Source organism: Streptomyces sp. NPDC127108 (assembly GCF_042677545.1).
GTDB lineage: Bacteria > Actinomycetota > Actinomycetes > Streptomycetales > Streptomycetaceae > Streptomyces.
Genome location: NZ_JBHXTE010000024.1, coordinates 1 through 16,850, shown reverse-complemented (window position 1 = coordinate 16,850; position 16,850 = coordinate 1). Strand labels below are relative to the sequence as shown.

Genomic DNA, 16,850 nt, shown 5'->3' with positions numbered 1-16,850 from the left:
AGGCGCCGCGGGCGGGACCGGGGCCGGGGCCCCGGCTCAGCACGCGTCGCGCATCAGGTCGGCCAGGTCCTGGTCCAGGTCGACGTGCAGGTGCTCCTGGCCCGCCGGGACGAGGGCCGTCGTGCGCTGGAGGAAACGGCGCAGGTCGCCGGTCTGCACATGCACGATGGCCGTGCCCTCGGGGGCGTGGAACTCCAGGACCGTGCGGTCGAAGCCGTACGGCCGCACGCGCACGTCCCCGTCGCCCACCGCGTTCTCCACGCCGTGCGTGAGCAGTTCGCGGGCGAACGTCCAGTAGACCTCCACGCCCTCCAGCGTCGCCGGGGCGGGGAAGCTCATGCGTACGGCGAAGGGGTCGCGCCCGTCGTAGTGCAGGGTGGCGGGAATGGTGGGCATCCGGGGCGCGGCGGCGACCAGGCGGGCCTCAACGGCTTGCTCGATGACAGTGGACAACGCCTGCTCCCTCAACTCTGACGGCTGGACGACCTGGGTGTGCACGACCGGGGTCGGACACTTGAATAGACGTCGGAAACGGAGGATCCGTGCACGCGAGGACCCCGCCGGAGCGAGTGACCTCTGTCACCGCGACACCCGGGGACCCCGACCGGTTCCCGCCGACCCCCACCCGGGCGACCGCCGAAAGGCCCAGTACGGCCATCTGGACGAGGCCCCGGGCGTGGGTTAGCTTCGGCCCGCCATGAGGGCCACGGGGCGGCTGGAACGGGAGGGGCGTGCGATGCGTGAGGTACGTGGAATGCGTGCGGGGCGGGCGGCACGGACGGGGAGAGCGGAAGGTCCGGGGCGGGCGACGGGCCCGGCGCGGTCCCGGTGGGCGAGCCGTGGGGTGTGGGCCGGTCTCGGCGCGGCGGCGCTCGCCCTGACGTCCGTCGCGGCGGTGCCGCCCGCGCAGGGCGAGCCGGGCACCGCCCCGGCCGCGGCCGACGGGCGGACCGGCGCATCAGCCGCGCTCTCGACCGGCGAACGGATCGCCGGACCGGCCACACCCGCGACCGGCGAACGGATCGCCGCACCTTCCGCACCCGTGACCGGCGACGCGCAGCACCCGGCCCGACCCGCCTGGTCGCTCAAGCCCACCGGCACCGACGCCCGCTTCCGCGGTCTCGCCGCCGTCAGCCGCAGCACCGCGTGGACCGCGGGGACGAAGGGCACCGTGCTGCGCACGACCGACGGCGGCGCGAGCTGGCGCGACGTGTCACCGCCCGGGGCCTCGGCGCTCGAATTCCGGGACGTCGAGGCGTTCGACGGGCGCCGCGCCGTGGTGCTCGCGATCGGCGAGGGCGAGGCGTCCCGGGTCCTTCGCACCGACGACGGCGGCGCGACCTGGACGGAGTCCTTCCACAACACCGACCCCAAGGCGTTCTACGACTGCATGACGTTCTTCGACCGCCGCCACGGCCTGGCGATGAGCGACCCCGTGAACGGCAAGTACCGCATCCTGTCGACCGCGGACGGCGGCCGCTCCTGGAAGGTCCTGCCCGACAAGGGCATGCCGAAGGCGCAGGGGGGCGAGTCGGGGTTCGCCGCGAGCGGCCAGTGCCTGGTCAGCTCGGGCCCGCGCGACGTGTGGCTGGCGACCGGCGGCGCGGCCCGCGCGCGGGTGCTGCACTCCGCCGACCGGGGCCTGACGTGGACCGTCACGGACGCCCCGATCCCGGGCGGCGACCCGGCGCGCGGCGTCTTCGGCCTGGCCTTCCGCGACCGCGCGCACGGCATCGCGGTCGGCGGCGACTACCGCGCCGACCAGCAGTCGCCCCGGGCCTCCGCGACGACCACCGACGGCGGCCGCACCTGGCGGCCCGCCGCGAAGCCCGTCCCCGCGTACCGCTCGGGCGTCACCTGGCTCCCGCACACCCGCCGCTCGGCCCTCGCGGTCGGGCCCACGGGCACGGACCTCACGACGGACGGCGGCCGCAGCTGGCGGACGGTCGACGGGGGTTCGTACGACACCGTCGACTGCGCGCGGGACCTGGGCTGCTGGGCGGCCGGGGAGAAGGGGCGGGTGGCGCGGCTCGAACGGGGGTGAGGACCGGGGGAGAACCGGGGGGAGGATGAACGAGGCGCGGCGGGAACGAGGCGTGGCGGGCGTTGCCGGGTTCAGCCCGGCAACTGCTGCCGGTAGCGGGCCAGCTCGGGTGCCGTCTTCGTCGCCAGGAACTCCGTGACGCGGTACGCGCACACGCCGCCGACGGTGAACGGGTCGCTCGCCGCCAGCTTCTCGATCTCCTCCCGGCTCTCGCCCACGGCCAGGATCACGCCGCCGTCGCGCGGGTTCTTGCGCCCCGACGCGATGAAGACGCCGGCCGCGTACTGCGCGTCCAGCCAGGCGACATGGTCCGCGAGCAGGGCGTCGACGCGGTCGACGGGGGCGGTGTAGGTCAGCTCCATGACAAACATGATCGTGAGGCTACCCGGGCCCGGCGTCAGGACCGGCCCCGGACCGCCTGCCCCCGCTCGGCGCCGCCCACCACCGCCCGCCGCCACCCCTGGGCCGACCCCTTAAGCTCGGCCCACCATGAACACGACCACCACCACGATCCCGCCCCTGCCCGCCGACTGGCCCGCTGACGAGGCCGCGGCCCGCGCCGTCCAGGACGCCCTGCGCGAGCGGGTCGTGCGCGACGAGCCCGGGCCCCGGCCCGGCACCGGACACGTCACGGGCGTGGACGTCGCCTACGACGACGAGCGGGACGTGGTCGCCGCGGCCGTCGTGGTTCTCGACGGGGCGAGCCTGGAGGTCGTCGAGGAGGCGACGGCGGTCGGCCGGGTCGCCTTTCCCTATGTGCCGGGCCTGTTGGCGTTCCGGGAGCTCCCGGCGGTCCGCGCGGCCCTGGACGCGCTGACGGCCGACCCGGGGCTCGTCGTGTGCGACGGGTACGGCATCGCGCACCCGCGCCGCTTCGGGCTCGCGAGCCACCTCGGCGTGCTGACCGGGCGGCCCACGATCGGCGTCGCCAAGAACCCGTTCACGTTCGCGTACGAGGCGCCCGGCGCCGCACGGGGCAGCGCGGCGCCGCTGCTCGACGGCGCGGAGGAGGTCGGCAGCGCGCTGCGCACCCGCGAGGGCGTCAAGCCGGTGTTCGTCTCGGTGGGCCACCGCGTGACCCTCGCCGACGCCCGCGCCTACACCCTCCACCTCACCCCGCGCTACCGCCTCCCCGAGACCACCCGCCGGGCGGACGCGCTGTGCAGGGCGGCCCTGCGGGAGGCGACGGGCGGCTGACGGGGCGGGGCACCGGGCAGCGCGCCGAGCACGGCGTGCGGTGCGCTGCGGCTTCGCGGCACCGGCCACGTACCATCCGCCGCGCAGTCCGCCCCGCGCACACCTCACCGCACCGCGGCCACCCGGAACCCGATCCCCGCGGCGATGAGCCGCTCGGTCAGCGCGTCGCCCATCGCCACGGCCGTGGTCACCTGGCCCGCGACGGCGGGCAGTTCGTCCAGGGCCAGGGACATCGCGCCCTCGGCGAGGATCTTCGCGGTCTCGCCGTAGCCGGGGTCGCCGCCCCACACCTCGGTGAACACGCGCTTGCCGCCGCCCTCGCCGACGAAGCGCATGGAGAACCAACTGGTCGCACGGCGGGCCGCGTCGGGCCCCTCGCCGGGCTTGAGGAGGCCGGAGAGCCAGCGCCGCGCCTGCGGCACCTGGGCCGCGGTGAACAGCGCGCCCGCGGCCGCCACTCCGCCGAGGGCGACGGGGAGGGACTTCACGGCGGCGTAGTGGCGGTAGCGGAAGTCGGGTCCGTAGCGCGGCAGCGCCCGCGCGGACCGCGCCACGATCTGCGGGTCGATGGTCGGCAGCGGCAGCGCCCAGGCGCCGACCTCCCCGGCGTAGCGAGGGGCGCTCGCCGGGGTGGACGCGCGGCGCTCCACGAGCCGCGGCTCGTGCCGTCGCCGGTCCCGCGCGGCGGCCAGCATCTGCGGCCCGCGCGCGAACTGCTGCAGTACGGACGAGAACGTACCGCCGGAGAAGCGCGCGTCGGCGCTGATGAACCCGTCGACGCGCAGCGGCACGTCCTCCGGGAGCTGACGCACGGTGAAGTACGCGCCCAGGTCGTGCGGTACCGAGTCGAAGCCGCAGGCGTGCACCAGGCGCGCGCCGGTCTCCCGCGCGCGGGCGTCGTGCCGCACGTACACGAGGTCCACGAACTCGGGCTCGCCGCACAGATCGACGTAGTCCGTCCCGGACTCCGCGCACGCGGCCACCAGGTCCTGCCCGTGGCTGAGGTAGGGGCCGACGGTGCTCGCCACCACGCGCGCCTGCGCGGCCAGCTCCCGCAGGGCCGCCGGATCGGTGGCGTCCGCGTGCAGGACGGGCAGCTCCGCGCAGCCGGGGCGGTCCTCCGCGAGCCGCTCCCGCAGCCGCCGCAGCTTGCCCGCGTCCCGCCCGGCGATGGCCCACCGCAGGGTGTCGGGGGCGTGCGCGGAGAGGTACTCGGCGGTCAGCGCCCCCACGAAACTCGTGGCTCCGAAGAGCACGATGTCGTAGGGACGGTCCTTGTCATGACTGGTCATGGCACCTCTCAGCCGTGTGTCCCGCGCCGTTGTCGGTGGCTGAGGCTAGCGTGAACGAGCGGGCCCCGAACGAGGAGGTGCCATGGCGGACACGACAGGACCGCGGCCGAGGAAACCGTCGAAGGCCGCGCTGGCCAAGTGGGAGCGGGTGCGCGGGTTCGCGCTCGGCCTTCCGGGTGCCACCGAGGAGTTCCCCTGGGGCGAGACCGTCGCGAAGGTTCACAAGAAAGTGTTCGTCTTCCTCGGCGTCGACGACGGCAGCCATCCGATGGGCGTCACCGTCAAGCTCACCGACGAGGCCGCGCACGCCCACGCACTGACCGCCCCCGGCGCCGAACCGGCGGGGTACGGCCTCGGCAGGTCCGGCTGGGTGTCGATCCCGCTGGAGCCCAAGGGCGCCCCGGCCGCGGACCTCCTGTGCGACTGGGTCGAGGAGAGCTACCGCACGATCGCGCCGAAGAAGCGCGTGGCGGAACTGGAGGAGCGCGGCACATGAGGCTGCGCGCCCCCACACGCCCCGCGCACCCCGCGCGGACGGCGGCGCCGCGCCCCGTCCGGACGGGCGCCGACCGGCCCCTTGGCTAAGCGCTTGCTCGTCAGGGGCTTGTGCGGAGTGGAACGCGTTCTTAGCATCACTGGTGTTACATCGGTTGTGTCACAGCGCTGGGGGCTCAATGGCAGTGCCGGACAAGGGCGTTCACGGACCGCTTGCCGGGGTGCGCGTGGTCGAGCTGGCGGGCATCGGTCCCGGCCCGTTCGCCGCCATGCTGCTCGCCGACCTCGGCGCCGACGTCGTGCGCGTCGACCGGCCGGGCGGCGGTGGACTCGCCATCGACCCCGCGTACGACATCACCAACCGCAACAAGCGCAGCGTCCTCGTCGACCTCAAGGCACCCGAAGGACCGGCCCGCGTCCTCGATCTGGTCGCCCGTGCGGACGTGCTGATCGAGGGCTACCGCCCGGGCGTCGCCGAGCGCCTCGGCGTCGGCCCCGAGCCCTGCCACGCCCGCAACCCGAAGCTCGTCTACGGCCGCATGACCGGCTGGGGGCAGGACGGCCCGCTCGCCCCGCGCGCCGGGCACGACATCGCGTACATCGCCCTCACCGGCACGCTCGGCATGATCGGCGCCCCGGGGGAGCCGCCCACCGTCCCCGCGAACCTCCTCGGGGACTACGCGGGCGGCTCGCTGTACCTGGTCGTCGGCGTCCTCGCCGCCCTGCACCACGCGCGGTCCACCGGCGCCGGGCAGGTCGTGGACGCCGCCATCGTCGACGGCGCGTCCCATCTGTCCTCGATGATCCGCGGCATGGTCGCGGCGGGCGGCTGGCAGGACCGCAGGGGCGCGAACCTCCTCGACGGCGGCTGCCCGTTCTACGGCACCTACGCGACCGCCGACGGCGAGTACATGGCCGTCGGCGCCCTGGAGCAGCAGTTCTACGACGAGTTCGTCGCGCTCATGGGCCTCGGCGACGTCGCCCCCGCCCGCAAGGACCTCGCGCGCTGGGGCGAGCTGCGCGAGGCGGTGGCCGCCAAGTTCCGTACGCGGACGCGCGCGGAGTGGACGGCCGTCTTCGAGGGCTCCGACGCCTGCGTGGCCCCCGTGCTCTCGCTGGGGGAGGCCCCGCACCACCCGCACCTCGCCGCCCGCGGCACCTTCACCGACCACGGCGGCATCACCCAGCCCGCGCCCGCGCCGCGCTTCTCCGCGACGCCCACGTCCGTGCGCTCGGGACCCGCGCATCCCGGCGCCGACACGGCGGCCGTGGCCCACGACTGGGACGTCCCCGACCTGCTCGCCCCGGACGCACGCGGCCAGGACCCGGCCGCCGACGACGCACCCGCCCCGCACCACGCCACCCAGGAAGGCGCCTGATGGAGATCTCCACCCCGCTCGCCTACGCGGGCGACCCGCGCGCGGGCGCCGACGCCGTCGCGGCCCTGGAACGGGCGGGCCTCGACGCCGTCTGGGTCGCCGAGGCGTACGGCTTCGACTCGCCCACGATCATGGGCTATCTGGCCGCCCGCACCGAGCGCGTGCGCATCGGCGCCGGGATCCTCAACGTCTACTCGCGCACGCCCGCGCTCATCGCCCAGACCGCCGCCGGGCTCGACGCGATCTCCGGCGGCCGCGCGATCGTCGGCCTCGGCGCTTCGGGGCCGCAGGTGGTCGAGGGCTGGCACGGCAAGGCGTACGACAAGCCGCTCGGCCGCACCCGCGAGACCATCGAGCTGACCCGCAGGATCCTGCGCCGGGAGGTCATCGACCACCACGGCATCACGGACATGCCGCTCCCCCCGGAGAAGGGCAGCGGCCTCGGCAAGCCCCTGAAGATCCTCACCAGGCCCGTCCGCCCGGAAGTGCCGCTGTACGTCGCATCCCTGGGGCCCGCGAACGTCCGCATGACCGCCGAGATCGCCGACGGCTGGCTGCCCACGCTCTTCCTGCCGGAGAAGGCGCACGAGGTCTGGGGCGCGCCCCTCGCCGAGGGCCGCGCCCGGCGCGATCCGGCGCTCGGCCCGCTCCAGGTCGTCGCGGGCGGACTGCTCGCCATCGGCGAGGACGCGGCGGCCGCACGCGACCTCGCCCGGCCGCAGATCGCCCTCTACGTCGGCGGCATGGGCGCCGTCGGCAAGAACTTCTACAACGACCTGGCGGTCGCATACGGCTACGAGAAGGAGGCCGCGCGCATCCAGGAGCTGTACCTGGCCGGGCACAAGAAGGAGGCCGAGGCCGCCGTGCCCGACGAGTTCTGCGAACTCATGTCGCTGTGCGGCCCCGCGAGCTACGTCCGCGAACGCGTCGAGGTGTTCCGCGCCGCGGGCGTCACCATGCTCAACGTCGTACCGGTCGGCCCCGACCCGGCCGGGCTCATCGAAACCGTCAAGGGATGGCTCTAGGGCCCGGGAGGTCACAGACACATGGAACGGCAGCTCTTCGACGCCGAGCACGACGCTTTCCGCGAGACGGTCCGCACCTTCCTCGCCAAGGAGGTCCTTCCGCACTACGAGCAGTGGGAGAAGGACGGCGTCGTGTCCCGCGAGGCCTGGCTCGCCGCCGGGCGCCAGGGCCTGCTCGGCCTCGCCGTGCCGGAGGAGTACGGAGGCGGCGGCAACCCCGACTTCCGCTACGCGGCCGTCCTCGCCGAGGAGTTCACGCGCGCGGGCGCCGCGGGCCTCGCGGTCGGCCTGCACAACGACATCATCGGGCCGTATCTGACCGGCCTCGCCACCGACGAGCAGAAGCGCCGCTGGCTGCCCGGCTTCTGCAGCGGCGAGACCATCACCGCGATCGCCATGACCGAACCCGGCGCGGGCTCCGACCTGCAGGGCATCCGCACGACCGCCGAGGACAAGGGCGACCACTGGCTGCTCAACGGCTCCAAGACGTTCATCTCGAACGGCATCCTGGCCGACCTCGTCATCGTCGTCGCCAAGACCACCCCCGAGGGCGGCGCGCACGGCCTGTCGCTGCTGGTCGTCGAGCGCGGCATGACGGGCTTCGAGCGCGGCCGCAACCTCGACAAGATCGGCCAGAAGGCCCAGGACACCGCCGAGCTGTTCTTCAACGACGTGCGGGTGCCCAAGGAGAACCTGCTCGGCGAGCTCGACGGCGCGTTCGTGCACCTGATGACGAACCTCGCGCAGGAACGCATGGGCATCGCCGTCGCCGGGATCGCCGCCGCCGAGTACCTCCTGGAGATCACCACCGCGTACGTCAAGGAGCGCGAGGCCTTCGGGCGCCCGCTGGCCAAGCTCCAGCACATCCGCTTCGAGATAGCGGAGATGGCCACCGAGTGCGCCGTCACCCGCTCCTTCCTGGACCGGTGCATCGCCGACCACTCCGCCGGCACGCTGGACGCCGTGCACGCCTCCATGGCCAAGTGGTGGGCCACCGAGCTGCAGAAGCGGGTCGCCGACCGCTGCCTGCAACTGCACGGCGGCTACGGCTACATGACGGAGTACCGCGTCGCGAAGGCGTTCACCGACGGCCGGATCCAGACCATCTACGGCGGCACCACCGAGATCATGAAGGAGATCATCGGCCGCTCACTGCTCGGCTGACCTCCCGCACCACCCCGCACACCCCCTCCGGGCGCACCCCCGTGCACCCCTCCCGACCTCCCCGGACCTCCCCGGACCGACTTCCCCGAAAGGCTCTGGCGTGACCACCGAAGCGTATGTGTACGACGCGATCCGCACCCCGCGCGGACGCGGCAAGGCGAACGGTGCCCTGCACGGCACCAAGCCGATCGACCTCGTCGTCGGTCTCATCCACGAGATCCAGGCCCGCTTCCCCGGCCTCGACCCGGCCGCCATCGACGACATCGTGCTCGGTGTGGTCGGCCCCGTCGGCGACCAGGGCTCCGACATCGCGCGGATCGCCGCCATCGCCGCCGGACTGCCCGACACGGTCGCCGGTGTCCAGGAGAACCGCTTCTGCGCCTCGGGCCTGGAAGCGGTCAACCTGGCGGCGATGAAGGTCCGTTCGGGCTGGGAGGACCTGGTGCTCGCGGGCGGCGTCGAGTCGATGTCGCGGGTGCCGATGGCCTCCGACGGCGGTGCCTGGTTCGCCGACCCGATGACCAACTGGGACACGAACTTCGCGCCCCAGGGCATCGGCGCCGACCTGATCGCCACGATCGAGGGCTTCAGCCGCCGCGACGTCGACGAGTACGCCGCCCTCTCCCAGGAGCGGGCCGCCGCGGCGTGGAAGGAAGGCCGCTTCGAGAGGTCCGTCGTCCCGGTCAAGGACCGCAGCGGCCTGGTCGTCCTCGACCACGACGAGCACCTGCGCCCCGGCACCACGGCCGACTCGCTCGCCAAGCTGAAGCCGTCCTTCAAGGACATCGGCGACCTGGGCGGCTTCGACGCGGTCGCGCTGCAGAAGTACCACTGGATCGAGGAGATCGACCACGTCCACCACGCGGGCAACTCCTCCGGCATCGTCGACGGCGCCTCGCTCGTCGCCATCGGCACCAAGGAGGTCGGCGAGCGCTACGACCTCACCCCCCGCGCCCGCGTCGTCTCCGTGGCCGTCTCCGGGTCCGAGCCGCTGATCATGCTCACCGGTCCCGCGCCCGCCACCCGCAAGGCGCTCGCCAAGGCCGGCCTGAGCATCGACGACATCGACCTCGTCGAGATCAACGAGGCCTTCGCGGCCGTCGTCCTGCGCTTCGTCAAGGACATGGGCCTGTCCCTGGACAAGGTCAACGTCAACGGCGGCGCGATTGCGTTGGGGCATCCCCTTGGGGCGACCGGGGCGATGATCCTGGGCACGCTCGTCGACGAACTCGAGCGCAGGGACCTCCGGTACGGGTTGGCCACGCTGTGCGTGGGCGGCGGGATGGGCATCGCCACGATCGTGGAACGGGTCTCCGGCTGAGCGCCGGTGGGGCTGGTGTCCGTCGCCGACCGCGGGTGGGCTGTGGCTGGTCGCGCAGTTCCCCGCGCCCCTGAAGGCATGCGGCTTCGCCGCAGCCTTCCCCGACATGCGCCCCTGAAAGGCGCACGCAGTGCGCCTTTCAGGGGCGCGGGGAACTGCGCGACCAGCCCCCACCGGCGGTCAGTCGGCCACGATCCCCAGCCGCCCGCCCCGGATTCCGCCTCCCCGCCACCACAGACTTCACGGAGACAAGAGACATGACCGAGAGCACCACCATCCGCTGGGAACAGGACGACACCGGCGTCGTCACCCTCGTCCTCGACGACCCCAACCAGTCCGCGAACACCATGAACGAGGCGTTCAAGGAATCCATCGCCGCGATCGCCGACCGCGCCGAGGCCGCCGTGCAGGCGGACAAGGACGCCATCCGCGGGTTCATCTACACCTCCGCCAAGAAGACCTTCTTCGCGGGCGGAGACCTCAAGGAGATGATCCAGGTCGGCCCCGAGAACGCCCGCCAGGCGTTCGAGGCGGGCCTCGGCATCAAGAACGCGCTGCGCCGCATCGAGACCCTCGGCAAGCCCGTCGTCGCCGCCATCAACGGCTCGGCGCTCGGCGGCGGTTACGAGATCGCCCTCGCCAGTCACCACCGCGTCGCGCTCGACGCGCCCCGCTCCAAGATCGGCCTGCCCGAGGTCACCCTCGGCCTGCTCCCCGCGGGCGGCGGCGTCACCCGCACCGTACGCCTCATGGGCATCGCCGACGCGCTCCTGAAGGTGCTGCTCCAGGGCACCCAGTACGACCCGAAGCGCGCCCTGGACAACGGCCTCGTGCACGAACTGGCCGCCACCCCCGAGGAGATGATCGAGAAGGCCCGCGCCTTCATCGACGCCCACCCCGAGTCGCAGCAGCCCTGGGACGTCCCCGGCTACCGCATCCCCGGCGGCACCCCGGCGAACCCGAAGTTCGCCGCCAACCTGCCCGCGTTCCCCGCCAACCTGAAGAAGCAGCTGGCGGGCGCCCCCTACCCGGCGCCGCGCAACATCCTCGCGGCCGCCGTCGAGGGCTCCCAGGTCGACTTCGAGACCGCCGTGACCATCGAGGCCCGGTACTTCACCGAGCTGGTCACCGGCCAGGTCGCGAAGAACATGATCCAGGCGTTCTTCTTCGACCTCCAGGCCGTCAACTCCGGCGCCAACCGGCCCCAGGGCGTCGAGCCGAGGACCGTCCGCAAGGTCGCCGTGCTCGGCGCCGGGATGATGGGCGCGGGCATCGCCTACTCCTGTGCCCGCGCGGGCATCGAGGTCGTCCTCAAGGACGTCTCCGCCGAGGCCGCGCAGAAGGGCAAGGGCTACTCGGAGAAGCTGTGCGCCAAGGCCGTCTCCCGGGGCCGCACCACCCAGGACAAGGCGGACGCGCTCCTGGCCCTCATCACGCCGACCGCCGACCCGCGGGACGTGGCGGGCTGCGACGCCGTGATCGAGGCCGTCTTCGAGGACCCGGCGCTCAAGCACAAGGTGTTCCAGGAGATCCAGGACGTCGTCGAGCCGGACGCGCTGCTGTGCTCCAACACCTCCACGCTGCCCATCACCGCGCTCGCCGAGGGCGTCGCCAGGCCGGTCGACTTCATCGGCCTGCACTTCTTCTCGCCCGTCGACAAGATGCCGCTCGTGGAGATCATCAAGGGCGAGCGCACCGGCGACGAGGCCCTGGCCCGCGCCTTCGACCTGGTGCGCCAGATCAACAAGACGCCGATCGTCGTCAACGACTCGCGCGGCTTCTTCACCTCGCGCGTCATCGGGCACTTCATCAACGAGGGCGTCGCGATGGTCGGCGAGGGCGTCGAGCCCGCGTCGGTGGAGCAGGCCGCGGCCCAGGCCAGCTACCCCGCCAAGGTCCTCTCCCTCATGGACGAGCTGACCCTCACACTGCCCCGCAAGATCCGCAACGAGTCCAAGCGGGCCGTCGAGGAGGCGGGCGGCACCTGGCCCGGCCACCCCTCCGAGACCGTCATCGACCGCATGATCGACGAGTTCGGGCGCACCGGCCGCAGCGGTGGCGGCGGCTTCTACGAATACGGCGAGGACGGCAAGCGCACCTGCCTGTGGCCCGGCCTGCGGGAGCACTTCACCAAGCCGGGGCACGAGATCCCGTTGCGCGACATGCAGGAGCGGATGCTGTTCTCCGAGGCGCTCGACACCGTGCGCCTCCTGGAGGAAGGCGTCCTGACGTCGGTCGCCGACGCCAACATCGGCTCGATCTTCGGCATCGGCTTCCCCGGCTGGACGGGCGGCGTCCTGCAGTACATCAACGGCTACGACGACGGCGCCGGGCTGCCCGCGTTCGTGGCCCGCGCGCGGGAGCTCGCCGAGCGCTACGGCGAGCGGTTCGCGCCGCCCGCGCTGCTCGTGGAGAAGGCCGGGCGGGGCGAGAGGTTCAGCGACGCCTGACCGGCGCCGCACGCGGGCGGGGGGAGTGGCTCAGGTCTCCTTGAGCCACTCCCTCAGCTCTTCCTTTAGCGACCGCTGGAACGCCGTCACCAGCGCCTGCACCACCATCGGCTGCATGTGGGCCGACAGGGACCGCATCGCCGCGACGTGCTCGGGGTCCGACTCCCGCTCGCGGCAGGCGTCCCCCACCTCGTCCCGGAAGAGCCGCGACAGTTCGTGCGCCGCCGAGCGCGCGTGCTCCATCAGGACCGTGCGCGAGGCCAGGATCGTCTCGTGCGCGATCGGCACGTCGAGGAGCTGCACCCCGAGCCGCAGCAGCCCGGTGTCCACCCGCAGCCGGTCCTCGGCGTCCGCCGCGCGGCCCACCACGCCCATCGCCGCGAGCCGGTCCAGGTCCTCCTCCGACAGGGCCCGGCCCGCCCGCCGCTCCAGCTCGGCACGCGCCATGTCCTCCGCCGCGTCCGGCGCCCACGAGGCCACGACCGCACGGTGAATGGCCAGGTCGTGGGCGCTCAGGTCGGGCGGAAGCTGCTCCAGGTACCGCTCGATCGCGGCGAGCGTCATGCCCTGGTGCTGCAACTCCTCGATGAGGGCGAGGCGCGAGAGGTGCCCGGGGCCGTAGTGGCCGACGCGGCGCGGCCCGATCACGGGCGGCGGCAACAGCCCCTTGGTGCTGTAGAAGCGGATCGTGCGGACGGTGACGCCCGCGCGGGCGGCCAACTCGTCGACGGTGAACGTCGACTCCGCCGTCGAGGACTCCTCCGCCGCCGAAGGCTCGTCCGTCGCCGCGGACCGCCCCGTGTCCGTCGTCATCGCGGCTCCTCACCTCCCCGGCTGCTGCATCAATGCGGTGCAACAGTATTGCTGTGCCACCACTGTTGTGAAAGTCTCCGGGCCAGTCACGCCACGTAGCCGATGACGGACCCACGGTGCCAGGAGGCGGTTTCATGACCACGATCCTGCGGCTTCCCGCAGACCCGGCCCGCATCACCTTCCCGGCCCTGCTGCTGCGCAACGCCGAGGACCACCCCGAACTCCCCGCGCTCTCCTGGCGCGAGGGCACCGGCTGGACGACGCTCACCTGGAGCGAGGTGCGCCGCAAGACCGCCGTCCTCGCCGCCGGGTACGCCGCGCTCGGTGTGGGACGCGGCGAGCAGGTCCTGATGATGATGGGCAACACCCCCGAGCACTGGCTGAGCGATCTCGCCCTGGTCCACCTGGGCGCGGTCCCCGTCACCGTCTACGGCACGTCGGCGCCCGAACAGATCGCGCACATCGCCCGGTGCAGCGGCGCCCGCGTCGCGATCGTCGGGGGCGCGCGCGAGCTGCCCCGCTGGGAGCCCCTGCTCGACGACCCGGCGGTCCCCCTGGAGCGCCTCGTGGTCGTCGACCCGGCCGCCGCGGGCCCGCACCGCACCTACGGCTCGCTGCACGCCACCGGCGCCCGGCTGTTCGGCCCGGACACCTTCGACAAGACCTGGCGCGAGATCCGGGCCACGGACCCGCTGACCGTCGTCTACACCTCGGGCACCACCGGCGACCCCAAGGGCGTGCGCCTGACGCACGGCATGGTCGTGGGCAACGGCATCGCCCTGGACTCCGTGATCGAGTTCCCCGAACACGTCGGCCACATCTGCTACCTGCCGTTCGCGCACATCGCCGAGCGCATGCTCGGGATCTATCTGCCGCTGCTCCGCGCCGCCCACGTCTATCTGTGCGCCGAGCCGACCCAGGTCGCCGCCACCGTGCGCGAGTTGCGCCCCCACCAGTTCTTCGGCGTGCCGAGGGTGTGGGAGAAGCTCGCCGCGGCCGTGCGGGCGGCGCTCGCCGGGCTGCCCGAGGAGCGGCGCCGGGCCGTGGCCGCCGCGAACGAGACGGCCCGCGCCCACGTCGCCTGCCGCGAACGCGGCGAGGAGCCGTCCGCCGAGCTGGCGGCCGCGTACCGCGAGGCCAAGGAGCGGGTGCTCGACCCGCTGCTCGCGCTCGCCGGGTTCGACCGGCTGCTGTGGACGGCCAGCGCGGCGGCGCCGATGCCGGTGGACGTGGTCCGGTTCTGGGCGGGCTTCGGCCTCGTCGTGATGGACGCGTGGGGGCTGACCGAGACGACGGGCGTGGTCACCATCAACAGCCCCGCGGCCTTCCGGCTGGGCTCCGTGGGCAAGCCGCTCGCGGGCATGGAGGTGCGCGTGGCCGACGACGGCGAGGTCATGGTGCGCGGCCCGTACGTCTTCGAGGGCTATCTGCGGGGCGACGGCAGCGGTGTGGACGGCGTGTGCGACGCGGACGGCTGGTTCGCGACCGGCGACATCGGGCACCTCGACGACGACGGCTTCCTGTGGATCACCGACCGCAAGAAGGAGCTGATCGTGACGTCCACGGGCAAGAACGTGGCGCCCGCGCTCGTCGAGAACGCCCTCAAGGAGCACCCGCTCGTCGGCCAGGCCCTCGTCCACGGCGACGGCCGCTCGTACCTGGTGGCGCTGCTCGTCCTGGACGCGGAGATGGCGCCCGCGTGGGCCGCCGCACACGGCATCGACACCACCGCCGGGGCCGTGCTCGCCGACCACCCCGCCGTGCGCGCCGAGATCGCGCGTGCCGTCGAGGCGGCCAACGCGCGCCTCAACCGCACCGAGCAGATCAAGAGGTACCGGCTGCTCGACCAGGAGTGGAGCCCGGAGTCCGGGGAGCTGACGCCGTCCCTGAAGCTGCGCCGCAGGGTCATCAGAGAGAAGTACGCCGACGTCATCGACGGTCTGTACACCGGGTGACGTAGGGCTGTACAGGCTCCGCCCACCATGTGAGAAGTGCCGCTATGTGACGTGCACCACCGCATCCGGAACCGTCCTTGAGGGAAGGTGTCGCGTTGGTCCGCGCACGTCAGGGGTGCCGCGGGCCCGCAGCACATCCGGACCCCGGAACCTCTTCCGGGCACCACAGAGTGGACCTTCCACGTGAGCAACGACGCCGTAGACACGGCCGCGGACGCCCGCACTGCGTCCCAGGCCGCCCCCGCGGACGCGGGCGACGCCGGTTACAGCAAGGACCTCAAGGGCCGCCACGTCAACATGATCGCGATCGGTGGCGCGATCGGCACCGGCCTGTTCCTCGGGGCGGGTGGCCGCCTCCACTCGGCGGGCCCCGCGCTCGCCGTCGCGTACCTCGTGTGCGGCATCATCGCCTTCTTCGTCGTACGCGCCCTCGGCGAGATGGTCCTCTACCGGCCCTCGTCCGGCTCCTTCGTCAGCTACGCCCGTGAGTTCCTCGGCGAGAAGGGCGCCTACGTCGCCGGCTGGATGTACTTCCTCAACTGGTCGACCACGTGCATCGCCGACATCACGGCCATCGCGCTCTACACGCACTACTGGAGCTTCTTCACGGACATCCCGCAGTGGCTGCTCGCGCTCGCCGCGCTCGCTGTGGTCCTCGCCGTGAACCTGATCTCCGTGAAGTGGTTCGGCGAGATGGAGTTCTGGTTCGCGATCATCAAGGTCGCGGCGCTCGTCGCCTTCATGTTCGTCGGCATCTTCCTGGTCTCCACCCAGCACAAGGTGGGCGGCGAGACCCCGGGCCTGAACATGATCACCGACCACGGCGGCTTCCTGCCGAACGGCCTGATGCCGGTCGTGATCGTCCTGCAGGGTGTCGTCTTCGCGTACGCCTCGCTGGAGCTGGTCGGTGTCGCCGCGGGTGAGACCAAGGACCCGCAGAAGGTCGTCCCGCGCGCGGTGAACTCGATCATGTGGCGCGTGGGTGTGTTCTACGTCGGCTCGGTCGTGCTGCTCGCGCTGCTGCTCCCCGGTTCGGTCTACTCCGCCGACGAGAGCCCGTTCGTCACGGTGCTCTCCAAGATCGGCGTCTCGGGCGCGGGCGACGTGATGAACTTCGTCGTCCTCACCGCCGCCATGTCCTCGCTGAACTCCGGCCTGTACTCCACCGGCCGCATCCTGCGCTCCATGGCCATGGCGGGCTCGGCGCCCAAGTTCACGGCGAAGATGAACCGCAACCAGGTGCCCTACGGCGGCATCCTGCTCACCGCCTCGGTGGGCGTCCTCGGCGTCGCCCTCAACCGCGTGGTGCCGGACAAGGCGTTCGAGATCGTCCTGAACGTGGCGTCGCTCGGCATCATCGGCACCTGGATCAGCATCATGGTCTGCCACCTGGCCTTCGTCCGCAGGGCCAAGGAGGGCCACCTGACCAGGCCGAACTTCCGGCTGCCGGGCAGTGGCGTCACGCAGTACGTCACCATCGCCTTCCTCCTGGCCGTGCTCGGCCTGATGTGGAAGGACGCCGAGGTGGGCCGCAAGACGCTCTTCCTCATCCCGATCGTGGCGGCCGCGCTCACCGTCGGCTGGTACGCGATCCGCCGCAAGCAGGACCGCGACACGGACCGCGAGGCGGCCGAGCTCGGCAAGTAGCACCGGCGGCGCGCGCGGCGAGAGCCTTCGCGCGTGGCCCCGGCGGCGGGCGGTGTCCTTCGGGGCAC

General features: G+C 72.8%; 14 protein-coding genes. 10 read left to right on the top strand and 4 right to left on the bottom strand.

The features are described 5' to 3' along the window. Positions 1-36: 36 nt before the first annotated feature. On the bottom strand, positions 37-453 hold the full coding sequence (locus tag ACFVHO_RS21285; RefSeq protein WP_385716687.1) for an SsgA family sporulation/cell division regulator: 417 nt from the start codon (positions 451-453) through the stop codon (positions 37-39). 568 nt (positions 454-1,021) lie between these two features. Here ACFVHO_RS21285 and ACFVHO_RS21280 point away from each other — a divergent pair. Beyond that, positions 1,022-2,044, top strand: coding sequence for a WD40/YVTN/BNR-like repeat-containing protein (locus ACFVHO_RS21280; RefSeq protein WP_385716948.1), 1,023 nt, complete (start codon positions 1,022-1,024; stop codon positions 2,042-2,044). Positions 2,045-2,115: 71 nt separating this feature from the next. On the opposite strand, the gene ACFVHO_RS21275 is transcribed toward ACFVHO_RS21280, so the two are convergent. Next, positions 2,116-2,415 carry a YciI family protein gene (locus ACFVHO_RS21275; RefSeq protein ID WP_385716684.1) on the bottom strand — a complete coding sequence of 100 codons (300 nt, stop codon included), beginning with the start codon at positions 2,413-2,415 and terminating at the stop codon, positions 2,116-2,118. Between the two features lie 118 nt (positions 2,416-2,533). On the opposite strand from ACFVHO_RS21275, the gene ACFVHO_RS21270 reads away from it, so the two are divergent. Further along, on the top strand, positions 2,534-3,241 hold the full coding sequence (locus ACFVHO_RS21270) for an endonuclease V (RefSeq protein ID WP_385716681.1): 708 nt from the start codon (positions 2,534-2,536) through the stop codon (positions 3,239-3,241). Positions 3,242-3,345: 104 nt separating this feature from the next. Here the strand turns inward: ACFVHO_RS21270 and ACFVHO_RS21265 are convergent, their stop codons facing one another. Next, on the bottom strand, positions 3,346-4,533 hold the full coding sequence (locus ACFVHO_RS21265) for a saccharopine dehydrogenase family protein (protein ID WP_385716678.1): 1,188 nt from the start codon (positions 4,531-4,533) through the stop codon (positions 3,346-3,348). Positions 4,534-4,615: 82 nt separating this feature from the next. Between ACFVHO_RS21265 and ACFVHO_RS21260 the strand changes: the two genes are divergently transcribed. From ACFVHO_RS21260 to ACFVHO_RS21235, 6 genes are all read left to right on the top strand, one after another. After that, entirely contained in the window at positions 4,616-5,029 is a 414-nt protein-coding gene (locus tag ACFVHO_RS21260; protein ID WP_385716675.1) for an MmcQ/YjbR family DNA-binding protein, read from the top strand. Positions 5,030-5,207: 178 nt separating this feature from the next. Next, positions 5,208-6,407 (top strand): CaiB/BaiF CoA transferase family protein, encoded by a 1,200-nt coding sequence (locus ACFVHO_RS21255; protein WP_385716672.1) that lies wholly within the window; start codon positions 5,208-5,210, stop codon positions 6,405-6,407. Beyond that, positions 6,407-7,432, top strand: a complete 1,026-nt coding sequence (locus ACFVHO_RS21250) for an LLM class F420-dependent oxidoreductase (RefSeq protein ID WP_385716669.1) — start codon at positions 6,407-6,409, stop codon at positions 7,430-7,432. The genes ACFVHO_RS21255 and ACFVHO_RS21250 overlap by 1 nt, the downstream gene beginning before the upstream one ends. 21 nt (positions 7,433-7,453) lie before the next feature. Further along, positions 7,454-8,596 carry an acyl-CoA dehydrogenase family protein gene (locus tag ACFVHO_RS21245; protein ID WP_385716666.1) on the top strand — a complete coding sequence of 381 codons (1,143 nt, stop codon included), beginning with the start codon at positions 7,454-7,456 and terminating at the stop codon, positions 8,594-8,596. 100 nt (positions 8,597-8,696) lie between these two features. Next, complete coding sequence (locus tag ACFVHO_RS21240; protein ID WP_385716663.1) at positions 8,697-9,917, top strand: acetyl-CoA C-acetyltransferase; 1,221 nt, start codon at positions 8,697-8,699, stop codon at positions 9,915-9,917. Positions 9,918-10,174: 257 nt separating this feature from the next. Next, positions 10,175-12,367 carry a 3-hydroxyacyl-CoA dehydrogenase NAD-binding domain-containing protein gene (locus ACFVHO_RS21235; protein WP_385716660.1) on the top strand — a complete coding sequence of 731 codons (2,193 nt, stop codon included), beginning with the start codon at positions 10,175-10,177 and terminating at the stop codon, positions 12,365-12,367. A 30-nt stretch (positions 12,368-12,397) separates the two neighbouring features. On the opposite strand, the gene ACFVHO_RS21230 is transcribed toward ACFVHO_RS21235, so the two are convergent. Continuing rightward, positions 12,398-13,180, bottom strand: a complete 783-nt coding sequence (locus ACFVHO_RS21230) for a MerR family transcriptional regulator (RefSeq protein ID WP_385716657.1) — start codon at positions 13,178-13,180, stop codon at positions 12,398-12,400. A 134-nt stretch (positions 13,181-13,314) separates the two neighbouring features. On the opposite strand from ACFVHO_RS21230, the gene ACFVHO_RS21225 reads away from it, so the two are divergent. Continuing rightward, a complete protein-coding gene (locus ACFVHO_RS21225; protein WP_385716655.1) occupies positions 13,315-15,135 on the top strand; it encodes an AMP-dependent synthetase/ligase in 1,821 nt (606 codons plus the stop codon). A gap of 183 nt (positions 15,136-15,318) precedes the next feature. Beyond that, positions 15,319-16,782 carry an amino acid permease gene (locus ACFVHO_RS21220; protein ID WP_385716653.1) on the top strand — a complete coding sequence of 488 codons (1,464 nt, stop codon included), beginning with the start codon at positions 15,319-15,321 and terminating at the stop codon, positions 16,780-16,782. Positions 16,783-16,850 lie beyond the last annotated feature (68 nt).